Genomic DNA, 24,583 nt, shown 5'->3' with positions numbered 1-24,583 from the left:
ATAACAGCCGTACGATGTGAGGCAAAAACGAGCAATAATCCCGAATGGCTATGTCTTTAGACGTAGGGATCGGTGCCTCGTTAACGGCGCGCTTGGCGGCAGCTTCCTGAGGCCGTCCTATTCCGGACTATCCCAGCCTTGCCCGAGCCTTCGCCGTCCAGGCGTTGAACAGCCGGTCTGCGACGATGCCGATGAAGGCGATGGCTAGGCCGGCGACGATGCCGCGACCGGAATCGGCCTTGGACAGGGCGATGAACACCTCCTGGCCGAGATCGCGCGTGCCGACCATGGCGCAGATGATGATCATCGCCAGCGCCATCAGGATGGTCTGGTTGACGCCGAGCATGATCTCGGGCAACGCCAGCGGCAGCTGCACGCGAAAGAAGGTCTGGCGCCTGGTGCAGCCCGAAACCTTCGCCGCCTCGATCAGCGCCGGCGGCACCTGCCGGATCCCGTGATTGGTGTAGCGGATCGCCGGCACCACGGCGAAGGCGACGGTGGCGATCATCGCGGTGACGTCGCCGACCCTGAACAGCATGACCACCGGAATGATGAAGCAGAACGACGGCAGCACCTGCAGCGTGTCGATGACCGGCGTGACGGTCTTTTCGAAGCGGTCGCTGCGCGATGCCATCAGCCCGATCGGGATGCCGATCAGGCAGGCGATAAAGGCGGAGATGCCGCACAAATAGACCGTCGCCATGGTCTTTTCCCAAAGTCCGGTGACGGCGCAGAACGCTGTCAAAGCCGCGACCAGGGCGGCGAGGCGCAAGCCGCCGAGCTGGTAGCCGGCAAGGCCGAGGAGACACACCGCGCCCAGCCACGGAAAGCCCTCGCAGAAGGCGCGCACCGGGTTGAGCACATTGAGGATAAGCGCCACGCGGAACGCTTCGATCGTGTCGAAGAAGTTGATGGTGATCCAGTTCACCGCCGCCTTCCACAAAGGCGCGGTGGTGAAGGTGATCGCCTTCGGCACCGTCGCGAACGCCGGCACGAACAGGCCGAGCAGCGTGGCGACGGCGAGGATGGCAACGGCCAGCGTCAGATTGGGATAGCGCCGCCAGAAACTGGTGCTGGCCTGGTGGCGGACATTGCCCTTGGCGTGATTGTGCGCGATCGCCTGGCTCAGCCGGTCGAGTGCAATTGCCAGTGCGACAATGGCGAGGCCAGCTTCCATGGCCTCGCCGACCTTGAGCGCGCGCAACGCCAAAAGCACGTCATAGCCGAGCCCACCGGCACCGATCATCGAGGCGATGATCACCATATTGAGCGCCAGCATGATGACCTGGTTGACGCCGACCATCAATGTCGGCCGCGCCGACGGCAACAGCACCCGCCACAGCTTCTGCCGTGCCGTGCAGCCGGCCATCTCGCTGAAATCGTCGATCTCCGACGGCACCCGCGACAGGCCGAGCATCGTCGCCCGCACCATTGGCGGCGTCGCGAAAATTGCCGTCGCGATCATTGCCGAGACCGGGCTGTTGCCGAACAGAAGCAGCATCGGGATCAGATAGGCGAAGGTCGGGATCGTCTGCATCAGATCGAGGGCAGGGGAGATCAACAACCTCTCCGCCCAAGGCTTGCGCCATGCCCAGATGCCGGCGAACAGCCCGGTGACAATGCAAAACGGCACGGCGATCGAGATCAAGCCCAGCGTCAGCATGGCGCTGGTCCACTGCCCGAACAGCGCGATGTAGAGAAAACAGCCGCCGGCCAGCGCACCCAGCTTCCAGCCGCCGGCGGCGCGTCCGGCAAGGTAGGCGGCAGCGCAGACGCCGACCCAGGACAGGCGCGGCAAGACGATCATATCCGCGCCATGGCCGATCTTGAAATTCTTGGCCAGAAGACCGAGCGCGAAATCGAGCGGCACGCCGAGCACCGCGGTGATCGAGCGGGTCAGCCAGGAGAAGTTCGACTTCACCCAGTTCATCAGCGCACCGACCCAGTCTGCGACAGGAACGATCGCGCCGGCCGGGTAATTGACCGCCCAGGGCAGGCTTTCCTGCAGCAGGAAGACAATAAGCACGGCGGCGAGCGCGCAGGCCCAGATCGCCAGCCAGGTCTGAACCGGCCGGGGCCTCGCTGCGCTGGCGCTTGCCGTGACCGTCATGCGCCGGCCCCACGACGTTCTATGCCGGCGAGAAGATCGATCACCGCCTGCGGCGTGACTAAGCCGATCGGCTTGCCGGTGCCGTTGACCACCGCGAAGGGCTTGCCGGCAGAGACGATATCAGCCGAAAAACTTGATATCTTGGCATCCGGCGCGACCGTGCCGCCGTACTCGGCGCCGTCGCAGGCGCGCATCAGGCTGCGCGCCGATATCACCTTGGCGCGATCGACATCGCGGGTGAATTCGGCGACATAGTCGGTCGCCGGATTGACCACCAGTTCTTCCGGCGTGCCGATCTGGATGACCTCGCCGTCCTTCATGATGGCGATCCGGTCGGCCAGCCGGATGGCCTCGTCGAAATCATGGGTGATGAAGACGATGGTCTTGTGCAGCATGGTCTGCAGCCGCATCAGCTCGTCCTGCATCTCACGGCGGATCAGCGGATCGAGGGCCGAGAACGGCTCGTCGAGGAACCAGATTTCCGGCTTCGTGGCGAGGCTGCGGGCGATGCCGACACGCTGCTGCTGGCCGCCGGAAAGCTCGCGCGGATAGAAATGCTCGCGACCGCGCAAGCCGACCAGCTCGATCACTTCCCGCGCGCGCGCCTCGCGCGTCGGCCGGTCCTGCCCCTGGATGCCGAGGGGGAAGGCAATGTTCTCCAGTACGTTGAGATGCGGCAGCAAGGCAAAATTCTGGAACACCATGCCCATGCGGTGGCGTCGCAGCTCGATCAGCGCGGCATCGGAAATCTTGAGCAGGTCCTTGCCTTCAAACTCGACCTTGCCGTGGGTCGGCTCGATCAGCCGCGACATGCAGCGCACCAGCGTCGATTTGCCGGACCCCGAAAGTCCCATGATGATGAAGATCTCGCCCTGGCGGATTTCGAGATCGACGGCGCGCACCGCGCCAACCAGTCCGGCAGCGGCGATGTCCGCCAGGCTGGCCTTGCCGTCGCGCCGGCGGATGAAATCGGCCGCGTCCGCCCCGAACAGCTTCCAGACATTGCGACAGGCAAGCTTTATCGGGCGGGCGTCGTTGCCCGCTTTCGCCGCCTGTTCAATCGTATCGGTCATGCGATCGTCCTTCTGGAACACGGGATCGCGACCCGGCCACGGATGGCCGGGTCATCGGATTTCCAGTCAGACGGTCACTCGGCCCAGGCTTTCCAGTCGGCTTCGTGGGCGGCGATCCAGGCGGCGGCGACGTCTTCCGGCGTCTTGCCTTCGAGATCGATCTCGCCGCTCATCTTGTTGAGCTCGTCGGTGTCGACCGTGTAGTTTTTCGCGACCTTGTAGGCGACAGGCCATTTGTCCTTCATGCCGGCCCAGGAATATTTCCAGATCTCGCCATGCGGCTTGCCGCAGTCATATTTCGCGTCGGGGTTCACACCCCATTTCGGGTCGGTGTAGCACTCTGTCGTATAGTCGGGGAATTCGACCCATTCGCCCTTGTATTTGGCCGGCGCCCAATGCGGCGAATAGATCCACAGCATGATCGGCGCCTTGCGCTGATAGGCCGAGTCCAGTTCGGCGAACATCGCCGCATCGGTACCGGCATGGATGACGGTGAAGGGCAGTTTCAGCGCCTCGACGCGTTCGTCGTCAAAACCTTCCCATGTCACGGGTCCGCCGAGATAACGCCCCTTCGGCGCGGTTTCGGCCGTCGAGAAGGCCTCGGCGCATTTCGGGTCTTTCAGCGCCTCCCAGTTCGGCAGGCCGGGGCATTTCTCTTTCATATATTCGGGAAACCACCATTCTTCCTTGGCCTTGGGTCCGAGCTTGCCGAGGCGTTCGGTCTGGCCCGTCGCGTCCGAGGCCTTCATCGCCTCGCCGGCCGTCGTGTCCCAGAATTCCAGGCCGACATCGATGTCGCCATTGGTCAGGCCGGTGGTCAGGCTGGAGAGATAGTCGGCGGTCGGATACTCGACGGTATAGCCGAGCTTTTCGAGGATGCCGCCGAGGATCTTGGCGTTCAGATTGACGCTGGTCCAATCGAACAGTGCGATCTTGATCGGGTCGTTGGATTCCGGCGCTGCCGCATAGGCCGAAGATGTCAGTGCGGCTGCGGCAAGTGTTAAGGCTCCCATTGAGAAATTCGAAATCATGCTCCGAAGTGACATGCTTGTTCTCCTGTCAAGCTCTGGTGGACGTTATCGTTAGTTCCCTTCTTGCGTCTTTTTTGATTGTGTTGGAACAGCTGGTCGTTGCGCAAGGCCGTAGGCGCCACAATGCTGCCGAAGCGGATGCCGGCGCAAAACGGGGTTGGTGCCCAAATTGGTGAAGATGTGGCGGGACCGGCCGCGTCATGACTGCCGAAGGATTGCTGCCAAGGCAGTCATCCACGGATCGATCGCCGGTCTTGAGGGGCAAACCATCAAAGTCCCATGATCTCGGCTGTTGGCTCGGCAACTCGCCCAGCGCCACTTTCATGGGATGAAATTATATATACCAACGTTCACGTCGCGCAACGATTAACGCCGGTGCCAATTTCACGGCCCGTCTTTTGCGTGGACCCGTAGATGAGTTTGAAAAAAGCCAAGATTGCCGGTCATCCCGTGTGCGAGCCGCAAGGACAGGGTACCGATACAATGCAGCACACCAAAATGCCTTACTTCTTCGCCAACCGCGGGATCGCCGCCGGCTTGTGACCTTTCAACACCAGATCATATCCGAGGCTTTCATGACCTCTCCCTTGAACAGACTGCGAATTGCCGTGCTCTTTGGCGGACGTTCCGCCGAACATGACGTTTCGGTGCTTTCAGCAACCAATGTCATGCGTGCGCTGCTGTCCGCCAAATACGATGCCCTCCCAATCTTCGTCACGAGCGAAGGACAGTGGCTGCTGAGCAGCTTCCAGGATGGTACGCTCGCAAAACCTGCGGCCGGCACGGAAGTTTGCCTGGTTCCGGGTGGGCGCGGACGGATGATGGCGATCCCGGCCGACGGCACGCCCTATGATCTGCCGAAGATCGACATCTTGTTTCCTGTCCTGCACGGCCCTCATGGCGAAGACGGCTCGGTACAGGGGGTGGCCGAGGTGGCTCGGGTGCCGCTCGCCGGCTGCGGCATCCTGGGTTCGGCAACCGCGCTGGACAAGGACATCGCCAAACGGCTCCTGGAAGCGGCGGGGCTGCCAATCGCGCGCTCAGTGACGATCCATGAAGGTGCGGCGCCTGTCCTCGCCATACTGGAAAGCGAACTCGGCCTGCCGTTCTTCATCAAACCGGCGCGTCAGGGATCGTCTGTCGGCGTCGGAAAAGTCCATGCCAGCCAGGAATTCGATGGAGCGCTTGCTGAAGCCTTCCGGCACGATTGCAAGCTGTTGGCCGAGGAATTCATTCGTGGGCGCGAGATCGAATATAGCGTGTTGGAGGACCCGGCAGGCGACCTGTTCGTCTCGCGGCCAGGCGAGATCGTGCCGGCCGAAAGCCACGATTTCTACAGCTACGATGCCAAATACATCGACGAGAACGGCGCGGCACTTAAAGTGCCGGCCGAACTGCCGCCGGAGGTCGAGGCAGCCATGCGGGACGTGGCCGCAAGGGCTTTCAGAGCCGTCGGCTGTGACGGGATGGCGCGCGTCGACTTTTTCCTGACACCGGACATGCAATTCTTGGTCAATGAAATCAACACCATCCCCGGCTTCACCGATATCAGCATGTATTCCAAGGCAATGGCGGCGAGCGGCGTCAGCTATTCCGAAATCATCGACCGGCTCGTGGAGCATGGATTGGCACGGGCCGGCCGACCGGTCTGAACGCGGCGAAGGGGGCTTTCAGATCCCGGTGGATGGTACGTTGGCCCGCGCCGCCGCTCACGACATGATCAGGCCGCCATCGACATTGATGGTCTGGCCGGTGATGTAGGCTGCATCGTCGCTGGCCAGAAAGCTGACCAGGCCGGAGACATCTTCGCCGCTGCCGGCGCGGCCCATCGGGATGTTCTTCACCCATTCGGCCATCAGCTCGCCGGGCTTGTACTCGCCCATCAACTTGCCCCATGCGGCGTCGTTATAGGCCCACATATCGGTGTCGATGATGCCGGGGCAGATCGCGTTGACGGTGATCTTCTCCTTGGCCACTTCCTTGGCCAGGCTCTGGGTGACGCCGACGACGCCGAATTTCGAGGCCGCATAATGCGGCGTGTAGATAAAGCCCTGCCGCGCCTGGCCGGATGCGGTGTTGATCAGCCGGCCGCCATCACCATGCTTGCGAATGCGCGCGATCGCCTCCTGGCAGCACAGGAACACGCCCTTGGTGTTGACCGCCATCACCTTGTCCCATTCGGCCTCGGTCATCGCCTCTATCCTGGCGATGGTGATGACACCGGCATTCTGCACGGAGATGTCGACGCGGCCGAACTGTTGCTCGGCCAGGTCATAGAGGGCGACGACCTCGTCCTTTTTGGTCACGTCCATGCGCAGCGATGCGACCCTGGCGCCCGTAGCCTTGAGATCGGCGGCGACCTCTTCGACGCGCGGGTCGATGGCGCTGACAACGACCGCGGCACCTTCCGCCGCGAAGCGCCTGGCCATTGCCGCGCCAATGCCGCCGCTGGCGCCGGTGATGACCGCCGTTTTTCCCAGGAATCGCTTCTGCATCTTTTCTCCTACCAGCAGACGAAGCCGCCATCGACGATCAGGTCGATGCCGGTGACGAAACTCGAGGCGCGGCTGGCCAGGAACACGGTCGGGCCGACCATCTCTTCCGGCGCCGCCATGCGGCCCATCGGCGTGTCGCGCTCAAAGATCCTGACCTGGTCGGCGACCTCCGGCCGCTTGTTCATCGGCGTCAGCGTGTAGCCGGGGCTGACGACATTGACGCGCAGGCCGCGATCGGCCCATTCCATGGCGAGGCTCTTCGACATGTGGATCACCGCGGCCTTCGACGAATTGTAATGCGCCTGGGTCAGGCCGCGATTGACGATCGAGCCCGACATCGACGCGATGTTGATGATCGAGCCCTTGCGCCGCGTCAGCATGGCGCGGGCCTCGGCCTGGCAGGACAGGAACACGCCGCTGACATTGACGTCATAGAGCTTCTGCCATTTCTCCAGCGACAGCGTCTCTGCCGGCTCAGCTCCGGCGACGCCGGCATTGTTGACGGCGATGGTCAACGCGCCGAGTTCCATCTCCGTACGCTCGATCGCGGCCGCGAGATCGGCCTCTGAAGTCACCGTGCCGTTCAGCACCAGCGCCTTGCGGCCGAGTGCCGTGATCCGGTGCGCGGTCTCCTGTAGCCCGCCTTTCGAGGCGTGGCCGAAGCAGGCTATGTCGGCGCCGGCCTCGGCCAGCCCAATGGCGATTGCCTGCCCGATGCCGCTGCCGGCGCCTGTCACAAGTGCCACGTCACCATGAAGGTCGAATAATTTCATCGTCGGTCCCTCTACTCCAACCGCCGTCCTCCGGAAATAAAGGGGCGCCAACTCTGTTGCTGGCGCCCCGCGCGGTCTGGTGCTCGGGAGGATACCACCTGCTGCGCTTTGTTTCGATGGCTGTTCCTAGCTCGTGGCGAGTTCCATGACGGCGATATTGCTTGCTTCGCTGCGGTCGAGAATGCCGCGTTGCCGGCCGCGGCTCAGCACCAGCACGCGATGCGACAGGCCGAGAACTTCCTCGAGGTCGGAGCTCACCACCACCACCGCCATGCCGGAGCGGGCAAGGTCGGCGATGACATCATAGATCGCGGCGCGTGCACCGACGTCGATGCCGCGCGTCGGCTCGTCCAGGATGAATACCTTGGGCGGGCGCGACACCCATTTGGCGATGATCACTTTCTGCTGGTTGCCGCCGGAGAGCTTGCTGACCGCCTGGTTCGGCCGGCCCTTGACGCCGAGCCGGCGAATGCCGGCCTCGGCGAATTTCTGCACCGCCTTCGGGAACACCCAGCCATTCGGCGCGACATGGTCGAAATTGCCGATCGCCAGGTTCTCGCCGATCGTCTGGTCGAGCACCACGCCCTGAGCCTTGCGGTCTTCCGGTACCAGGACGACGCCGGCCTTGATCGCCGCCGCCGGGCCATTGAGATGCACCGGCTTGCCGGCGACGCGCACCGATCCCGATGAGATCGGATCGGCACCGGCGATCGCCCGCACCAGCTCCGTGCGTCCGGCGCCGATCAGCCCGGCAATGCCGAGGATTTCGCCGGCCCGCACTGAAAAGCTGACATTTTGAAAGCTGCGTTCCGGCGAGGACAGGTTCTCGACCTCGAGCAGCGTGTCGTTGCCCGGCGCCGATACCGTAGGGAACATCCGCTCGACACTGCGGCCGACCATTTGCTCGACGACAGTGCGCACCGGAATGTCGGCGCGCTCGTGCCGGGCGACGATGCGCCCGTCGCGCATCACCACCACGCGATCGGCGATCTGGGCGATCTCGTCCAGCCGGTGGCTGATATAGATGAAGGACATGCCTTCCGCCTTGAGCTTGCGGATCTGCTGGAACAGGAGCTCCGTTTCCTCGCCGCCAAGGGCTGCCGTTGGTTCGTCGAAGATCAGCAGCTCGGCATTGAGCGTCAGCGCCTTGGCGATCTCGACCTGCTGCTGGGCGGCGATACGCAGCGTGCGCACCTTGCGCTCGGGCGAGACATCGAGGCCGAGGCGCTTCAACTGGGCCGATGCCCGTGCATTCATTGCTGCGCGGTCGATGCGGCCGCCACGCATCGGCAGGCGCCCGACATAGACGTTTTCGGCGACCGACAGATCGGGCAAGAGCTTCAGCTCCTGGTGGATCATGCCGATGCCGGCGTCGATCGCCGCGGCAGGATTGGCGGGGGAATAAGCGTTCCCCCGCCAGGTGATGGTGCCGGCATCGGGTTTCGTCGACCCGGCGATGATGTTCGAGACAGTCGACTTGCCGGCGCCGTTTTCGCCAAGCAGCGCCACGACCTCGCCCGGCCGCACCTCGAAGCTCGCATCGGCCAGGACCTGCACCGGCCCGTAGCTTTTGCAGAGGCCGCTGACGACGAGCCCGTTATGGGGGCTGTGCGTGTGGCGAGGATCGGTGGACATCGTTGCGCTCGTCGACTGCCGGACTGGTCTCAATCAGGGATGCTTGGCGATGAACTGCTCGACATTGTCCTTGGTGGTCAGCGTCGCATCCTGCAGCTGTTCGGCGGGAATGGTCTCGCCGGCCACCAGCTTGATTGCTGCATCGACGGCGAGCCGGCCCATGCCCTGGGTTTGCTGCGTCGCGGTCACGTCGAAGACGCCGTCCTTCAGTGCCTTGAGCGCCGCCACGTCGCCGTCGAAGCCGGCAACCCAGACCTTGTGGCCGGGATTGGCGACCTTGACGGCCTGTGCCGCACCGAGCGCCAGCGCGTCGGCCTGGCCGATGACGATCGACACGTCGGGGTGCGACTGCAACAGATCCTGCGTCAGCTTGAAGCCTTCGTCCTGGTGCCAGCCTTCGCTCCACAATTCTCCGACAACCTTGATGTCGGGATAGCCTTTCAGCGCTTCGCCGCAGCCCTTCGAGCGGTCGACTTCGGGCGTCGTGCCCTTCTGGCCGTGGATGATGATCAGCTCGCCCTTGCCGCCGGCCTGCTTGGCGATGTAGTCGCAAACCGCCTTGGCCGATGCCACGCTGTTGGTTGCGATGAAGGTATCGCCGGGCGCGCCATCGGCGTTGCGGTCGACATTGACGACTGGGATGCCGGCAGCCTTGGCGGTCTTGGTCGGCACGGTGGCGGCGGTGGCGCCGGCTGGAATATAGATCAGCGCATCGATGTTCTGCGTGATCAGGTCCTGCACCTGGCTGACCTGGGTCGCCGAATCGCCCTTGGCGTCGACGGTAACGACCTCGATGCCCTTTTCCTTGCCGTAGGCTTCGACGGACTGCTTGATCTGGTTGAAGAAGTCGGCCTGCAGATTGGCGACGGCGAGGCCGAGCTTTTTGGCCTCCTTGGCCGAGGCCATGTCGGACAGGCCAAGCAGCGGGATGACGGCCGCGGCGGCAAGCAGCAATGAACGTTTGGTCAGCATGTTTATTCCTCCGTTGATGTTCAATCTGTCCTGCCCGCGCATCGCGGCGCCCCTTGGCCGAACAACTCCCAGTTTCGGATCACCGATCCGTTTTCGCCCGAATATCGGGCGAATCTCATTGAGCCCCATTCTTCATTGTGCCCCATTCTTCATTGTGCTCGGCGCCGCCACGTATCGGTGGCCACCGCCAGCGCGATCACCACGCCGATAACCACTTGCTGGATGAAGGGCGAGACACCGAGCAGGTTCAGCCCGTTGCGCAGCACGCCGATGATGAGGACGCCGATGGCTGTGCCGCCGATCGAACCGACGCCGCCCGACAGGCTGGCGCCGCCGATCACCACCGCCGCGATGGTGTCGAGTTCGTAGCCAAGGCCGGAGCTCGGCTGGACGGAATCGAGCCGGGCGGCAAGCACGATGCCGGCGAGACCGGCCAGCACGGCGCAGATCGCATAGACCCAGTTTGTCAGCGACTTGACTGGTATGCCGGACAGCCGGGCGACTTCGGCGCTGCCGCCGATTGCGTACAGGCTACGGCCGGTAGCGCGATAATTCAGGAAGATCGCGAAAATGACGGCAAGCACGATCATCAGCCCGACGGTGACCGAGAGGAATCCGAAATGGCGGATTATCGACAGGCTGGTGAACCAGTCGGGAAAGCCGACGATCTGCGAGCCGTCGGTGATCATGTTGGCGAGGCCGCGCGCCACCGACATCATCGCCAACGTGGCGATGAAGGGCGGCAGCTTGGTGACCGTCACCAGCAGGCCCGAAACCAGACCGCAAAGGCCGGCGACGACGAGGGCTGCGGCGATGCCGGCCGGCAGGCCGAGATTGAGATAGTCCGGATGGGCGACGAAGCCCATCACCATGGAAGCCAGCGCCAGCACCGAGCCGACGGACAGGTCGATGCCGCCGATCAGGATGACCAGCGTCATGCCGATCGCCATGATGCCGAGCACAGTGACCTGGTCGAGCACGTTGAGGATGTTGCGGATGGTCAGGAACGTGTCGGTGGTCAGCGAGAGCGCCAGGCACAGCAGAACCAGCCCGATCAGCGGACCCATGGTTCCGGCAAAGACAGCTGAAAACCTTGCGCCCGCCGTAGCCTGCGCGCCAGAGCCTGCCTTCAACTCGCCTGCCTTCAAATTGCTTGCGTCGTTGCTCACAGCCACTTTGTCTCCTCCACAGCAATCCGGCGCTGCATCACCGGGCCACTTTGTTCACCAGGCCCCTCCCTGTGAACAATTTATCTTTAACATGCAATTTTGTTCAGCTAAACTGTTCGTCGGAAAATTGTCAAGGCCTGCCGCTTCATTCGACGACGGGTTTGCGCTGTCCGCCGGTTTGCCTTACGCAAGGTCTCGGAAATCTTGGGCATTTCGAAGTCGCCGGATTGGAATATCATGAGCAGAGCCGGCGGCTGCGGCAAGGCAAACAGATGACGATCGTAGAGAACGAAAGAGCCCCGCGCTTCCCCGACGCCGAACTCAAGGCTCGCGCCGCCTGGCACTATTATGTCGAGGGTCTTACACAGGAGCGGATTTCCGAAATTCTCGGCGTCGGCCGCATCAAGGTGCATCGCATTCTCTCCGCCGCCCGCGAAGAGGGTGTCGTCCAGTTTCGCATCCGCGACAGCGTCGTCGAATGCGTGATTTTGGAGGAAAGCCTCAAGCAGCGGTTCGGGCTCAGCCAGGCTGTTGTGGTGCCGTCGGCGGCCGACCGAAGCAACGCGCCGCTGATGATCGGCCACGCCGCCGCCGCCTACCTGGCCGACCATGTGAATGCCGGCGATGTCATCGCACTGGGCTGGGGGCGGACACTGAAATTCGCCATCAATGAATTGCCGCGGCGGCCCATCGCCAGGACGACGGTGGTTTCGATGCTTGGCGGCCTCACCCATGCCCAGCCGCTCAACCCGACAGAAAGCGCCTGGGATTTCGCCGAAAAGATCGGTGCGGAGTGCTTCCTGCTGCCGGTGCCGGTCTATGCCGACAGGCCGGAGCAGCGCGACGCTTTCATGAGCCAGCGCAGCGTTCAGGACGTCGTCTTCCGTGCACGCCGGGCAAACATCGCCGTGCTCAGCGTCGGCTCGTTTTCCAGCGACAGCCCGATCGCCAATTACGGCTTCATCAAGCCAAGTGAACTCGAGGAACTGCAGGCGGCCGGTGCCGTCGGCGATATTCTGTGTCATTTCATCGACGCCGAGGGCCGCCCGGTCGACCACGAGGTCAACCGCCGCGTCTGTGCCTATCCGCTGCAGGATCTGTCGGATATTCCTAGCATAATCCTGGTTTCGGGAGGGCAGGAAAAGATTGCCATCATGCGGGCGGCGCTGGCCAACACCAAGGTATCGGTTCTGATCACCGACGAGGATGCGGCCAAGGGGCTGCTCAACCGCTAGATTTCGTCGAGAGCGCCGAGGCGGGTGTGGATGTCGCGCGTCGCCTGATAAAGGTCGCGGTAGATTTCCTTGCGGCTGCGATAGGCGGCGACAAGCCCGTCGACCGGATCGACATGCCTGGTGGGAGCGGCAGCCATTACCTCTGCTGCGGCTTCCGGCGAGGCAAACCAGCCGACAGCCGCTGCCGCCAGCATGGCAGCGCCGAGTGCGGCGGCTTCGTTGACCGGCGAAACCGAGAGCGGCCGCTCGAGCACGCTTGCCATGATCTGCATTAGCAGCGCGCAATTGGTGCCGCCGCCGGCGGCAATCATCGCCGCCGGTCCGCCGGCCTGGGCTTCCATGGCCTCGGTGGCGACGGCCTGCTCGAAGGCGATGCCTTCCAGGACAGCGCGGAAGAGATGCTCCGGCCGGTGATCGAGCGACAGGCCGACAATGGCGCCGCGCGCCGCACCGTCCCAATACGGGCTCATGACGCCGGCCCAATAGGGCATGATGAGCAGGCCCTCGCTGCCCGCGGCAACATCCAGCGCCACTTTCTCCAGCGCTGCCGCCGAGGGCGAACCGGTGGTTCGCACGATCCAGTCGACCAGCTGCATGCCCGAGCGCAGCACGGTCTCCAGCATGAATCCGGAGCCGGTCGGCGAGACCAGCGTGCGAAAGGCGTCCGAGGTTTTCACCTTGCCGGAATAGCAGCCGCTGACCACGCCGGAGCCGAGCGAGAGATAGCTCTTGCCCTCGCCGTAGACGCCCATGCCGAGGCCCATCGCCTGGCCGTCCCCAGCGCCGGCAACGACCGGCGTGCCGGCCCTCAGGCCGGTCAGCTGCGCTATGCTTGCGGAAAGACTGCCGCAGACCACGCCCGGCGCGACCAGCTCGGGCAATTGCTCCATCTGCAGTCCGGCGGCCGCAACGAGGCGGGGATGCCAGGTACCTTTCTCGACGTCGAGCAGCCCGAGCGGATCCGCACTTGCGGTGCTGGTGACCAATCGCCCGGTCAGCCGCTGGACGAAGAAACCGTGCACGTCGACCAGTGCCGCTGCCCGGCGAAGCACTTGCGGCTGGTGCTCGGCAAGCCAGGCAATGGCGTAGAGCGCCGGCGTCGGGTCCGGGGGCTTGCCGCTCCAGTCGCGGATCGCCTCGCGGCCGAGTTCGGCCGAAAGCCTGATAACCTGCGGCCGGGCGCGTTCGTCGAGCCACAGGATCGCCGGCATGAGTGCTTTGCCGGCGCTGTCCACCAGCGTGAAGGTCTCTCGCTGGTGAGCGATGCAGATCGCCGCCACCCGCGTAGCGCCGACCGCCTCGGTGACCTGCTTCAATGCGCCAAGCAGCGCCGTCCACCAATGTTCGGCGTCCTGCTCGAAATGGCCGGGCTTCGGATTTGAAAGCGGGTACGGCTCGCGCGCCTGGAACAGCTCCTCGCCGTCGCGCGCGAAGGCAATCGCCTTCACGGCCGTGGTCGAGGCGTCGATCCCGATTACGACATCGTCCATCAGGCGGAGATCCGGCGGGGTCAGGCTGCGTTTGTAACGAACCGTCCGTCCGACTGGTCGAGACGGCGGCGGATCTGGGTTATCACCATCGAATCGTCGGGTACACAATTTTCATAGGTCAGGAAGTCGCCGGTCTTGAGCGGCTTGACCACCTTGGCGCGTTCGGCAAGGCCGAGCGGCAGGGCGCCGCGGGCGCGCGCATCCCCCCAGGTCATGGCGAAGCCGCGATAGTCGTTCTCGCCGATCATGCCGAGCGACTGGCCAACGCCAAGATCGCTCTTGGCGACCGCCACCGCCTCGGCCACAGGATGGTCGAGCGGCTCCATGTCGGCCCGCTTGTAGACCACGGCGCGCGCCGCCGACAGCGGCACTTCCAGGCTGGTCAGATGATAGGGCCGGAAGATCGTGAAATAGGGGCCCTTGCCGACCTTGAGGTCGATCATGCGCTCCAGCACACGCGGATGCCGGGTCTCGATGATGCAGAACACGCCGGGCGCCACTCCCTTGCCGATCGAGTAATCGACCACGCCCTTGCGATGCAGCACGCCGCCATCCTCGCGCGGGCAAAGCACGCTGGCCAACTCCTCCAGCGTCGCGGTCGGGCCGTGCATGCCCGGCACGTCGGGCACCAGGCCGGTCGCATTGGCGATCGCCACCATCTCGATCGCCGTCTTCGAGCCGTCGACGAATTCGACCAGCATGCGCGCATTCATGTTGCGCTCGGCCGCCTCCTTCTCGTAGTCGGCCGGCATGGCGTCGATCTTCAGCGGATTGTTCTTGCCCTTGCCGGCGGCGATGATGTTGAAGCCGAGGCTTTTGGCAAAGCCGATGATCTCCAGCGTGCAGGCGGGCTCGTCGCCGGCGGCACCGGTATAGACGACGCCGGCCTTGCGTGCCTCCTCCTTGAGGAAGCGGCCGATGGTGATGTCGGCCTCGACATTGAGCATGACGATATGCTTGCCGTTCTTCATCACTTCGAGCGCAAACAGCGTGCCGATATTGGGATTACCCGTTGCGTCGATGATGACGTCGATCCGGCCGGCCGCCGCCAGCGCATGCAAATCTTCGGTCACCGCGATCTTGCCGGCCTCGATGGCGCGGTCGATCGCGGCCGCATTGCCGGCCTGGACGATGTCGGAACGGTCATGGCCAGCGAGCAGCGCCGCGTCGATCGCTGCCTGCGGCCTGACTTCGGAAATGGCGCCGATCCGCATGCCCGGCATCAGCGCGACCTGGACGACGATGTCGGTGCCCATCTGTCCGGCGCCGGCAAGCCCGATGGTGATCGGCCCCTGCTGTTCAGCGCGCTGCAGAAGTTCCGCTGCAAATTGCGGATGGGACATGTCGCTTCCTCCAGTTCCTGACGCGCCGCAGCGTCCAAATCAACGTTTTGAACATTTCTATTTGCAAATGAAAAATATTTCAACCGGCAATTGGGCATTGTCGCTCTGCAATCGGCCGAAGACGATTGGATGAGCGGTCAATCCACACGGCCGTGCCTCCGCCGTCAGAAGGACGCGGCATATTCAGGTTGATTGGGTGCAGCCTTGTTGTAGCTCAGCTGCCGATTTCGAAGAAGGGCGCACCAAGCAGGCCGGGAACGACATCGATGCCGAGGCCCGGCCCATCCGGAATGCCCATACGGCTTCCCGAAACCGGCGGCATGTTGGATGCGGTGCGCACTGTCACCCATTCGTGAAAGGCGATGGCGTGCAGCCGGCGCTCCTCCGGCGTCGACAGCGACAGATGCGCCATGGCGGATGTGTCGATCTCGGCGCCGCCGGTGTCCTCGACCGTGATCATGAAGCCGAGGTCGACGGCAAGGTCGCGGATCTGGCGCGTCTTGGTGACGCCGCCCAGCCGCGAGATCTTCAGCGTCAGCCCGTCGGCGGCGCCCTTGCGGTGGATATCGAGCATGTCGTCCAGCGAGGCGACGGATTCGTCGAGCACCATCGGCTTGTCGAGCGAGCGGCGCACCGACAGGCATTCGTCGATCGTCGTGCAGGGCTGCTCGAACGTGTAGTCGATGGTGCGCGTCGCATCCACGAACTGGCGCGCCTGGTAAGGCGTCCAACCGGCATTGGCGTCGCAGAAGATGACGGTGCCCTTCGGCACCGCGGCGGCGACGGCTGTGACGCGCTCGATGTCGTCATGGACGTTGCCGCCGACCTTGACCTGCAGCCGATGAAAGCCGTCTTTGATGATGCGCTTGGCAAGTGCGGCCATCGCGTCGACCGTGCCGTGGGTGACGACCTTGTAGAGTTCCGCCGTCTCGCTCTCGCGGCCGCCAAGCAACGTGACCAGCGGCACGTCGGCGGCGCGCGCCGCGAGATCCGAGCATGCCATGTCGAGCGCCGACTTGATGTAGGGATGGCCCTTGAACACCGTGTCCATCAGCCTGTTGATACTGGCAAGCCCGCGTGGATCATGGCCGATGAGATGCGGCGCGATTTCGATGACGCCGGCGCGCGTGCCGGCGGCGAAGGCAGGCGAATAGAAGTTGCCGAGGGGCGCCATCTCGCCCCAGCCGGTGAGCCCGCTATCGGCGATGATGGCGACGATCACCGCGTCGAACGCATCGGCGACACGCCCCTTGGACATGCGGTAAGGCCCGTCCACGAAGGGCTGCACGACATGGTAGGCCTTGATGGTTTTGATCTGCACGTTTTCTGTCCGTTGTCTGTGTTCCGGGATGTCCGTCAAATTTGTCGGGCTCAGCCGCCTTTAGGTCGGCCGGCACGATCGGCGCCGGCGCCCTTTGAGCCGCGCTGTTCCAGCCCGCGCGCATAGGCGAGCAGTTCCTCGAAATCGAAATCGATATGCTCCTTGGCATGGCGCTGGGCGGCGGGCATGTCGGTGCCCTTGAGCAGCCGCACATAGGTCTCGTGGACGTCTTCGGCAGGCACCGGCTCGTTGCGCGCCCGCTGGTGCAACGCGAAATACATCTGCAGCCGGCTGGTCAGCCGTTGCCAGGTTTCAAGCAGCACCGAATTGTCGGCCCATTCGTGGATCAGGCCATGCAGTTGCAGCGCCGTTTCGATCTGTCGCGTGGTGTCCAGGTCGCGCGTCGCCTGCTTCACCGCCGCATGGCGCCGGTCGAGTTCGTCGAAGAAGCGCTGGTCGCGAACCGGCCAGGTCCGCTCGATGGCGAACTCGTCGAGCACCTTGTTGAGCGAATAGGCGTCGTCGATGTCCTTGGCGGTGACGTTGATGACGAAGGTTCCGGCGTAGGGAATGCTGGTCAGGATGCCTTCCTGCACCAGCTCGCGCATCGCCTCGCGCAGCGGCGCGCGGCTCACCCGCATCTGCTCGGAAATCCTGAGTTCGTTGAGCTTCTGTCCCGGTTCCAGCTGGCCGGTCAGGATCGCCCGCCGGAGCAGCCCCACGATCTCGGCGCGTCTTGTCGTGTCGGCGATCGGACTGAAATCCAGCTTTGCCATTCGGCTGCTCCAGGGAACCGAAAGCAAGACAAGCAGATTGTCGACAATCTAACAAGAGCTGGATTCGCGATCCTGGAGACATTGGCGCCCTTTCGGCCTCAGCCAGCCTGGCCATGCAAGCCGACTAGGTCCCGGCCGCTGAGCGTCAGCTGGCTTCTCGCAGCGGGAAACGGCCCGGTGCGTAGCCTTCGCAATGTCCATTGACGACTGGGAAGGTTTGTGTCACTAGCAGTGACATGAATTCACAAACGATGACTCAGAAATACGAGAGCCCGCTGCGGGCAGAGCAGGCGCAGGCCACGCGCGAGCGCATCCTCGCGTCCATTCGAACGATTCTGGAGCAAAATCCGTACAGCCTCCTTGGCTTCGATGAGGTTGCCGAGGTTTCGGGCGTAAACCGACGGACCATCTTCCGCCATTTCCCGACGAAGGAAGCGCTTTTGGAGGCCTTTTGGGCCAGCACCAATGCCTCTCTGGGAGTGCGGTTCTGGCCTGAGCGGGAGCAGGATCTGATCGATCTTCCTCCCGACCTTTTCGCCTCGTTGGACGCAATCGAAGGCGTAGTCAGAGCCTCGCATGCGAGCGCTACCGGGCGCGAGATGCGCCTGCAAGCCAATGGTGAGCGGCAACGTGCCTTTCAGAGCAGCCTTTCGCAAGTCGCAAACGGAATGGACCCGAAGGCGGCGCGCCAGCTTGAGGCCGTGATCCAGCTCCTGTTCAGCGCCACTGCCTGGCAGACGATGAAAGACTACTGGGGTCTTACCGGCCGTGAGGCCGGAGAGGCAGCCGCCTGGGCAATTCGCGCCTTGCTCAATGCGGCAAAATCGCAGCAAGGCGCTGTTCGAAAGGAAAAAGCAAGTGACTTGGCATAAGACCAAAGCGACGGTCCATCCGGCCGATTCGGTTCAAGGCTTCTGGGTGATGGGCGATCAGGTCGCTGTCCGGGCAAAGCTCGCTGGGACGGCACTCAACGTGATCGACGTCACGGTACCTCCTGGAAGCGGCACGCCGCCCCACACGCATCCTTCCGCGGAAATTTTCCGCATTCTCGAGGGCACCCTCACGATATGGACAATGATCGATGGGGTCGCGCAAGAATATGAGGTGGAACCCGGTGATGTCGTCACCATTCCGGGCAACGCGCCCCATGGCTATCGCAATGCTGGTCCCGTGCCGGTTATTTTCATGGCGATCGTCGACGACCAGATGATCGCATTTTTCGAAGAGGCTGCATCCAAGGACGCGCCCTCCGGCCCGCCGACCGCTGGCATGATTAACCGCGTGATCGAGCTTACCGGACGCCATGGGATCCGGATCCTGCAGGCGGCCTGACCGGCGAAACCGTTGCGCCAGGATTTGACCTGGAAGACGGTGCCTTATGCCGCCTAAATCCAGCAGTCCATCCATCCAGGTCGAAGCGGGCGTTCGCGCGAGTGATACGTGTGGCCGCGACAAGCCGTCGGCTGGATGGATGTCTCGTTTGCTGATCCACAAACTGCCTTCACAGTTGGAGAGCGCCTCTATGCTGCCATCGTCGCCAGAGCCGCCGTTCGCACTACGGCTTGAATCGGCCGTGTCGAAAACATCAGCAAAAACGGCGCCCTTGGCGTGGGAGCCGAGGGCGCCGCGGGACCGGACCTGATGGGGGTTATCAGGTGGCCGGTTTCTCGGGCAGCGGCGAGATCGGCATTCCCGGGCCGATCTTCTGCAGATTGCCGGTAATCACCCGGTCGCCTTCGGCCACACCGCTCAAGATGGCGACCTGATCGCCATTGGTCGGTCCGAGCGAAACGATACGCTGGTCGACCGTGTTGTCCTTGCCGACGACATAGAGGTATTTGCCGAGCTGGCCTGAGCCGAGTGCCGTCTGCGGTACCATCAGCGCATCGGGCTGCTCTTTGACGTGCAGCCGGACGCGGACATATTGGCCGGGGAGCAGCGTGAACTTGCCGTTGCCGATCGTCGCCCGTGCCGTGATCGTGCCGGTCGAGCGGTCGATCGTGTTGTCTATGAAGGTAAGATCGCCCTTCTGGCGCGGTTCCGTTTCACCGGGAAGCAGGACGTCGACGCTGATCGGTCCCGCGGCGCGGGCCTCCTCGATCTGGGCCAGGTCCGTTTCGCTCGGATTGAAGGTGACGTAGATCGGATCGAGTTGCACCAACGTGTTGAGCACCGTGCCGGCGACGCTGACCAGCGTTCCGACGGAAGCCTGGCTGCGACCGATGCGTCCCGCGAACGGGGCACGGATTTCGGTGTAGCTCAAATTGAGCTCGGCGGTCCGTACGGCGGCTTGATTCACGGCGAGCGAGGCCTGTGCCCCGCGCAAGGTGCTGGTGCGCTGGTCGAACACGTCCTTGGCGAGATAGCCGCTCTTGGCGAGCTCGCTGCCGCGCCCGAGATTGGAGCGCGCATAGTCGAGCGTCGCCGTGTCGCGCTGGACCTGCGCCTTCGCCTGCTCGAGGGCAGCCTGGAAATCCTCCGGCGCGATCTTGTAGAGAAGGTCGCCCTTCGCAACGTCGCTGCCGTCGGTGGCGACCTGCTCCTGCAGATAACCCGGCACGCGCGCCTGCAGCGTGATGCTGCGGATCGGCTCCACCCGGGCGGCGTAGTCGAGATAGATCGGGATCGTCTTCTTGACGACGCTCACCACCGGCACCGGCATGACAAAGGCTTCCGGCTTGGGTGTCGCCGCCCCGGCTGTGCCGGCGTTGAGGCTGAGGCTGCCCATGTCGAGCAGGTGAACGCTCGCCACCGAAATCGCCCCAAGGGCGACGGCCGTTCCCAGCGCGATTTTCCATTTACGCATGATCAATTCTCCAGTCCTATTCAGCCGCTTCGGCCAATGGCTCGAAGGCGGGTTCGGCAGTTGGTTGTTCGGTCGCTTCGGAAACCGGTTCGCTCTCGCTGCGGCGCTCGCGCAGCTGCTCGATCACCGCATAGAAGACCGGCACGAACACCAGCGACAGGATCGTCGCCGCGACCATGCCGCCAAAGACGGTGGTGCCGATCGACTGCCGGCTCGCCGCACCCGCACCCGTGGCGAACATCAGCGGCAGCACGCCGAGGATGAAGGCGAAGGCGGTCATCAGGATCGGCCGCAGCCGCAGCCGCGCCGCTTCCATCGCGGCGTCGACGATGCTGAGGCCTTCTTCACGCCGGCGCCGGGCAAACTCGACGATCAGAATCGCGTTCTTGGCCGCCAGTCCGATCAGCATGACGAAGCCTATCTGCGAATAGACGTCGATCTGCATGCCGCGCAGCCACAGCACGACGAATGCACCGAACAGTGCGAGCGGCACCGCCAGCAGCACCATGAACGGCATCGCCCAGCTCTCATATTGCGCGGCGAGGATCAGGAAGACGAAGACGATCGCGAGACCAAAGACGACGGATGCGATCGATCCTGCCTTGAGCTCCTGATAGGTGATGCCGGTCCATTCGTAGCCGAAATCTCTCGGCAATGCCGTGGCAGCGGCACGTTCCATTGCCGCCACCGCCTGGCCGGACGAAAAGCCGGGGGCGGCGCCGCCATTGATCAGGGCCGACGCATTGTTGTTGTAGTGCGGCACGGTCTCGGGGCCGACGACGGGCACAAGCTTGCCCAGCGTGCTCAGCGGCACCATGCCACCCGACGCATTGCGGACATAGAGCCGCGAAATGTCGGCCGGACCGGCGCGAGAGTCCTTGTCGGCCTGTATCGTCACCCGGAAGGTGCGGCCGAACAGGTTGAAATCGTTCACATAGAGCGAACCGAGATAGATCTGCAGCGTGTTGAAGACGTCCGGCAGGTTGAGCCCGAGCAGCTTCGCCTTGGCGCGATCGAGATCGTAGTTGAACTGCGGCGTCGAGGTCGAGAAGGACGAGAACAATTGCTGCGGGTTGAGCTCCGGCTGCTTGCGCGCCTCGGCAATCACCGCTTGCGTCGCATCGTTGAGCGCCACGCTGCCGCGCCCGGTCAGGTCCTCGACCTGGAACTCGAAGCCACCGGTGGTACCGATGCCCGGGATCGACGGCGGGTCGAAGCTCAGCGCAAAAGCCTCTGGAATTTGCAGCAGCTTGTTGCGTACGTCGGCGACGAGCTTAGAGGCGCTCTGGTCGGGGCCGCGTTCGTCCCATGGCTTCAGGATCGCGAATTCGACCGCCGAGTTCGACTGCGCGGCGCTGGTCAGGAAGTTCAAGCCGCTGATCGAGCCGACGATGTCGACGCCGGGCGTGTTCTGCAGGATGTCGCGTGCCTTTTGCGCCACCGCGTCGGTGCGTTCCAGCGAGGCCCCGTCGGGGAGCTGGATGACGACGAAGAAATAGCCCTGGTCCTCGACCGGAAGGAAGGTCGAGGGCAGGCGCTGCCAGACGAAATAGGTCGCGACAAGTCCGGCCGCGAACACGCCAAGCATGATCCAGCGCAGGCGGATGAGAATGCGCACACCATTCGCATAGGCATGCGCCAGCCGTTCGAAGCCCATGTTGAACCAGCGGAACAGCACGAACTGCGTTTCCGGCCGGTGGCGCAGGAAGGCGGCGCTGAGCGACGGGGTAAGCGTCAGCGAGACGAAGGCCGAGATGCCGAAGGAGATCGCCACAGTCAGGGCGAACTGGTTGTAGAGCCGGCCGGACACGCCGGGAATGAAGGCAACCGGCACGAACACAGCCATCAGCACGGCGGTCGTGGCGATGATCGGGCCGGTAACCTCCGCCATCGCGGTACGCGTGGCAGCCAGCGGTTTGAGGCCGGCCTCAAGTTGGCGTTCGACATTCTCGACGACGACGATGGCGTCGTCGACGACGAGGCCGATCGCCAGCACCATGCCGAGCAGGCTGAGCATGTTCAGCGAGAAGCCAAGCATATGCATGACGGCCAGCGTCGCCACCAGCGACACCGGAATTGCGATCGTCGGGATGATCGTGGTGCGCCAGCTTTGCAGGAAGATGAACACCACGGCGACGACCAGGACCAGCGCTTCGCCGAGCGTGATCAGCACGTCGTGCATCGAGGCGGAAACGAAACGTGTCGTATCGTAATGCATGGCGTAGCTGACGCCCTTCGGGAAACGGGCCGACAGCTCCTGCATCTTGTCCTTGACGCGCTGCTGCAGATCGAGCGCGTTGGAGCCCGGCATCTGGTAGACCGCGAGCACCACCGTCGGGTCCTTGCCGAAGAAGGCCGACGACGAATATTGCAGCGCGCCGAGCTCGATGCGCGCAACGTCGCGCAGCCTGACCAGCGAGCCGTTGGCGGTATTGGCCCGCACGACGATGTCGCCGAACTCCTTGGGATCGCTCAGCCTGCCGACGGCGTTGACCTGCATCTCGAAGGCGGTGCCGGCCGGAGCCGGTGATTGCCCGATCTTGCCGGCCGCCACCTGGACGTTCTGCTCGGCGACGGCGTTCTGCACGTCGACGGCAGTAATGCCGAGATTGGCGAGCTTGTCGGGGTCGAGCCAGATGCGCATCGAATAGCGCCGCTCACCGAAGATCTGCACGTCGCCGACGCCGGGCAGGCGCTTCAGCGGATCGACCACCTGCAAGTAGGCGAGATTGCTCAGCGCGACCGGGTTGACGGAACCGTCCGGCGAGGTGAGGTCGACGATCAGGACGAAGTTAGGGTTCTGCTTCTTGATCGTCACGCCGCCCTGGTTGACGATGGCCGGCAACGAGGAAGCCGCCTGCGAAACGCGGTTCTGGACGTCGACGGCCGCCGTGCTCAGATCGTAGCCGACGTCGAAGGTGATGGTGATCGTCGAGGAGCCGTCATTGGAGCTCGACGACGACATATAGGTCATCCCCTGGACGCCATTGATCTGCTGTTCGAGCGGCGTCGTCACCGTGTCGGCGACGACCTGCGCGCTGGCGCCCGGGTAATGGGCGCTGACCACGACCTGGGGCGGCGTGATGTCGGGAAACTGCGAGACGGGCAGGAGGAAATAACAGATCGCTCCGGCGAGCACCATGATGATGGCGATCGCCGACGCAAAGATCGGACGATGAATGAAGAAGTTTACCATGATATGCACGCCTCGCCCGATGCTCTGGCCCGGCCAAACGCCCTGGCTACCCTGGAAAGCCGCCGGCTGGGTGTTGAGCCGGAATCTTCGAGAAAGCCGAAATCTTCAAGGCTGCGCGGCGCATTGCGGCGCTCGGCCTGTTCGTCCGCCAGCGCACGCAGCATCGCCTCGAAAGACCGCGGGTCGACGCGGTCGGCCTTCATCAGCATGCGGATCATCGGATCCCTCACAACTTCATCGATCGTCAGATCATTGCGCTGCGACATCGAAGCGGCTCCTGGTTTTTGGTGATCCGCGGCAAGCCGCGGATCGGGTGTTTTCTTGCTCGCCGGCCGAGGCCGTAAGGTGCGGTTCGTCCCCTTGCCGATCGGGGCGGGGCTGATGGCCGGCACTTGCGAGTTTGACATGATGCAATGCGGGTGTTACAGGTAAGTAACATCTCTAACGTTACAGACCGGTAACACCCTAGTCAAGAGGTGCACCGAGGGAATTTCGGGAAACGCAATCACGGAGGTTTTGATGACAGACGTTGTTGTGGAGCGTGTTCGCCCCCGGGACAGGATCCTGGAGACGGCACGGGACATGTTTCACAAGCATGGCATTCGCGGCGTTGGCATCGACGCCATCACCGAGGCCGCCGGCACCAACAAGATGACGCTCTACCGGCATTTCGAGTCCAAGGACGACCTGATCATCGAATGTCTGCGGGCAACCGCCTGCAGCGCCAACGCGATGTGGGAAAAGTTCGAGGCTGAGAATCCGGGCGACAAGCTGGCGCAGCTGCATGCCTGGGTCCGGATGGCGGCCGATTGCCTGATGTCGGACCGTCGCGGTTGCGACATGGCCAACGCCGCCATCGAGCTGAGCGAGGCCGATCATCCGGCAAGGCAAGTGATCAAGGAACTCAAGGAAGCGCAGCGCGAGCGGCTGGTCTCGCTGTGTCGTGATGCCGGCATTGGACAGGCCGAGCTTCTTGCGGACACGCTGTCGCTGTTGCTCGAGGGCGCCCGCGTCAGCCTGCAAAGCGTCGGCGCCGAGGGCCCGAGCGCGCAGTTCGTCCGCATGGCAGAGGGCCTGATCACGTCTTTCAGGGCCAGATAGTCTCGCAAGCGGTGGAACGATACGTGGCGTTTCGATTGCGGGCCGCGCCGCCGGGTG

21 protein-coding genes are annotated in these 24,583 nt (G+C 63.6%); 6 read left to right on the top strand and 15 right to left on the bottom strand.

The genetic code is table 11. The annotated features are described in order from the left end of the window. Positions 1-127: 127 nt before the first annotated feature. From NKI17_RS01500 to NKI17_RS01490, 3 genes are all read right to left on the bottom strand, one after another. A complete protein-coding gene (locus NKI17_RS01500) occupies positions 128-2,110 on the bottom strand; it encodes an ABC transporter permease (protein ID WP_352612316.1) in 1,983 nt (660 codons plus the stop codon). After that, positions 2,107-3,183 carry a quaternary amine ABC transporter ATP-binding protein gene (locus tag NKI17_RS01495; protein ID WP_031211022.1) on the bottom strand — a complete coding sequence of 359 codons (1,077 nt, stop codon included), beginning with the start codon at positions 3,181-3,183 and terminating at the stop codon, positions 2,107-2,109. The genes NKI17_RS01500 and NKI17_RS01495 overlap by 4 nt, the downstream gene beginning before the upstream one ends. 74 nt (positions 3,184-3,257) lie before the next feature. After that, positions 3,258-4,229 (bottom strand): ABC transporter substrate-binding protein, encoded by a 972-nt coding sequence (locus tag NKI17_RS01490; protein ID WP_352473408.1) that lies wholly within the window; start codon positions 4,227-4,229, stop codon positions 3,258-3,260. A gap of 399 nt (positions 4,230-4,628) precedes the next feature. Between NKI17_RS01490 and NKI17_RS01485 the strand changes: the two genes are divergently transcribed. Next, the gene (locus NKI17_RS01485; protein ID WP_352569390.1) at positions 4,629-4,757 is read left to right on the top strand and encodes a hypothetical protein; all 129 of its coding nucleotides are present in this window, start codon (positions 4,629-4,631) and stop codon (positions 4,755-4,757) included. A 32-nt stretch (positions 4,758-4,789) separates the two neighbouring features. Next, positions 4,790-5,866, top strand: coding sequence for a D-alanine--D-alanine ligase family protein (locus NKI17_RS01480; protein WP_352569392.1), 1,077 nt, complete (start codon positions 4,790-4,792; stop codon positions 5,864-5,866). A gap of 57 nt (positions 5,867-5,923) precedes the next feature. On the opposite strand, the gene NKI17_RS01475 is transcribed toward NKI17_RS01480, so the two are convergent. The 5 genes from NKI17_RS01475 to NKI17_RS01455 form a co-directional block, all read right to left on the bottom strand. Then, positions 5,924-6,709 (bottom strand): SDR family oxidoreductase, encoded by a 786-nt coding sequence (locus tag NKI17_RS01475; RefSeq protein WP_352692641.1) that lies wholly within the window; start codon positions 6,707-6,709, stop codon positions 5,924-5,926. A gap of 8 nt (positions 6,710-6,717) precedes the next feature. Further along, entirely contained in the window at positions 6,718-7,482 is a 765-nt protein-coding gene (locus NKI17_RS01470) for an SDR family oxidoreductase (RefSeq protein WP_352569396.1), read from the bottom strand. A gap of 126 nt (positions 7,483-7,608) precedes the next feature. Then, positions 7,609-9,117, bottom strand: a complete 1,509-nt coding sequence (locus NKI17_RS01465; protein WP_352455178.1) for a sugar ABC transporter ATP-binding protein — start codon at positions 9,115-9,117, stop codon at positions 7,609-7,611. A gap of 33 nt (positions 9,118-9,150) precedes the next feature. Continuing rightward, complete coding sequence (locus tag NKI17_RS01460; RefSeq protein ID WP_023674026.1) at positions 9,151-10,089, bottom strand: sugar ABC transporter substrate-binding protein; 939 nt, start codon at positions 10,087-10,089, stop codon at positions 9,151-9,153. A gap of 149 nt (positions 10,090-10,238) precedes the next feature. Next, positions 10,239-11,222 (bottom strand): ABC transporter permease, encoded by a 984-nt coding sequence (locus NKI17_RS01455; RefSeq protein ID WP_198023514.1) that lies wholly within the window; start codon positions 11,220-11,222, stop codon positions 10,239-10,241. Between the two features lie 308 nt (positions 11,223-11,530). On the opposite strand from NKI17_RS01455, the gene NKI17_RS01450 reads away from it, so the two are divergent. Beyond that, the gene (locus NKI17_RS01450; RefSeq protein WP_352905302.1) at positions 11,531-12,493 is read left to right on the top strand and encodes a sugar-binding transcriptional regulator; all 963 of its coding nucleotides are present in this window, start codon (positions 11,531-11,533) and stop codon (positions 12,491-12,493) included. Here NKI17_RS01450 and NKI17_RS01445 read toward each other — a convergent pair. From NKI17_RS01445 to NKI17_RS01430, 4 genes are all read right to left on the bottom strand, one after another. Next, entirely contained in the window at positions 12,490-13,983 is a 1,494-nt protein-coding gene (locus NKI17_RS01445) for a xylulokinase (RefSeq protein WP_352905301.1), read from the bottom strand. The two genes, NKI17_RS01450 and NKI17_RS01445, sit on opposite strands and share 4 nt — an antisense overlap. Before the next feature lie 20 nt (positions 13,984-14,003). Continuing rightward, entirely contained in the window at positions 14,004-15,326 is a 1,323-nt protein-coding gene (locus NKI17_RS01440) for an NAD(P)H-dependent oxidoreductase (protein WP_352579437.1), read from the bottom strand. Positions 15,327-15,540: 214 nt separating this feature from the next. After that, positions 15,541-16,647, bottom strand: a complete 1,107-nt coding sequence (locus NKI17_RS01435) for a mandelate racemase/muconate lactonizing enzyme family protein (protein ID WP_352905299.1) — start codon at positions 16,645-16,647, stop codon at positions 15,541-15,543. Positions 16,648-16,697: 50 nt separating this feature from the next. Next, on the bottom strand, positions 16,698-17,423 hold the full coding sequence (locus NKI17_RS01430; RefSeq protein ID WP_352905298.1) for a GntR family transcriptional regulator: 726 nt from the start codon (positions 17,421-17,423) through the stop codon (positions 16,698-16,700). 251 nt (positions 17,424-17,674) lie between these two features. Here NKI17_RS01430 and NKI17_RS01425 point away from each other — a divergent pair, with 251 nt between their 5' ends. Next, positions 17,675-18,295, top strand: a complete 621-nt coding sequence (locus tag NKI17_RS01425; RefSeq protein ID WP_352455172.1) for a TetR/AcrR family transcriptional regulator — start codon at positions 17,675-17,677, stop codon at positions 18,293-18,295. Continuing rightward, positions 18,237-18,755: a cupin domain-containing protein gene (locus tag NKI17_RS01420; protein WP_084640922.1), complete on the top strand. Its 519-nt coding sequence runs from the start codon at positions 18,237-18,239 to the stop codon at positions 18,753-18,755. The genes NKI17_RS01425 and NKI17_RS01420 overlap by 59 nt, the downstream gene beginning before the upstream one ends. Positions 18,756-19,074: 319 nt before the next feature. Here NKI17_RS01420 and NKI17_RS01415 read toward each other — a convergent pair whose 3' ends face one another. Genes NKI17_RS01415 through NKI17_RS01405 form a run of 3 tightly spaced genes read right to left on the bottom strand, consistent with a single transcriptional unit; the run spans position 19,075 to position 23,691 of the window. Continuing rightward, on the bottom strand, positions 19,075-20,229 hold the full coding sequence (locus tag NKI17_RS01415; protein WP_352455171.1) for an efflux RND transporter periplasmic adaptor subunit: 1,155 nt from the start codon (positions 20,227-20,229) through the stop codon (positions 19,075-19,077). Positions 20,230-20,245: 16 nt separating this feature from the next. Then, on the bottom strand, positions 20,246-23,425 hold the full coding sequence (locus tag NKI17_RS01410) for an efflux RND transporter permease subunit (RefSeq protein ID WP_352615187.1): 3,180 nt from the start codon (positions 23,423-23,425) through the stop codon (positions 20,246-20,248). Further along, a complete protein-coding gene (locus tag NKI17_RS01405) occupies positions 23,419-23,691 on the bottom strand; it encodes a hypothetical protein (protein ID WP_352905296.1) in 273 nt (90 codons plus the stop codon). The genes NKI17_RS01410 and NKI17_RS01405 overlap by 7 nt, the downstream gene beginning before the upstream one ends. A gap of 253 nt (positions 23,692-23,944) precedes the next feature. On the opposite strand from NKI17_RS01405, the gene NKI17_RS01400 reads away from it, so the two are divergent. Then, a complete protein-coding gene (locus tag NKI17_RS01400; RefSeq protein ID WP_352569411.1) occupies positions 23,945-24,526 on the top strand; it encodes a TetR/AcrR family transcriptional regulator in 582 nt (193 codons plus the stop codon). Positions 24,527-24,583: the final 57 nt, after the last annotated feature.

This window comes from Mesorhizobium sp. M0816, from assembly GCF_040320005.1.
Lineage (GTDB): Bacteria > Pseudomonadota > Alphaproteobacteria > Rhizobiales > Rhizobiaceae > Mesorhizobium.
Note: the sequence above shows the minus strand (reverse complement) of the source record. Positions and strands in the feature narration are given on the sequence as shown.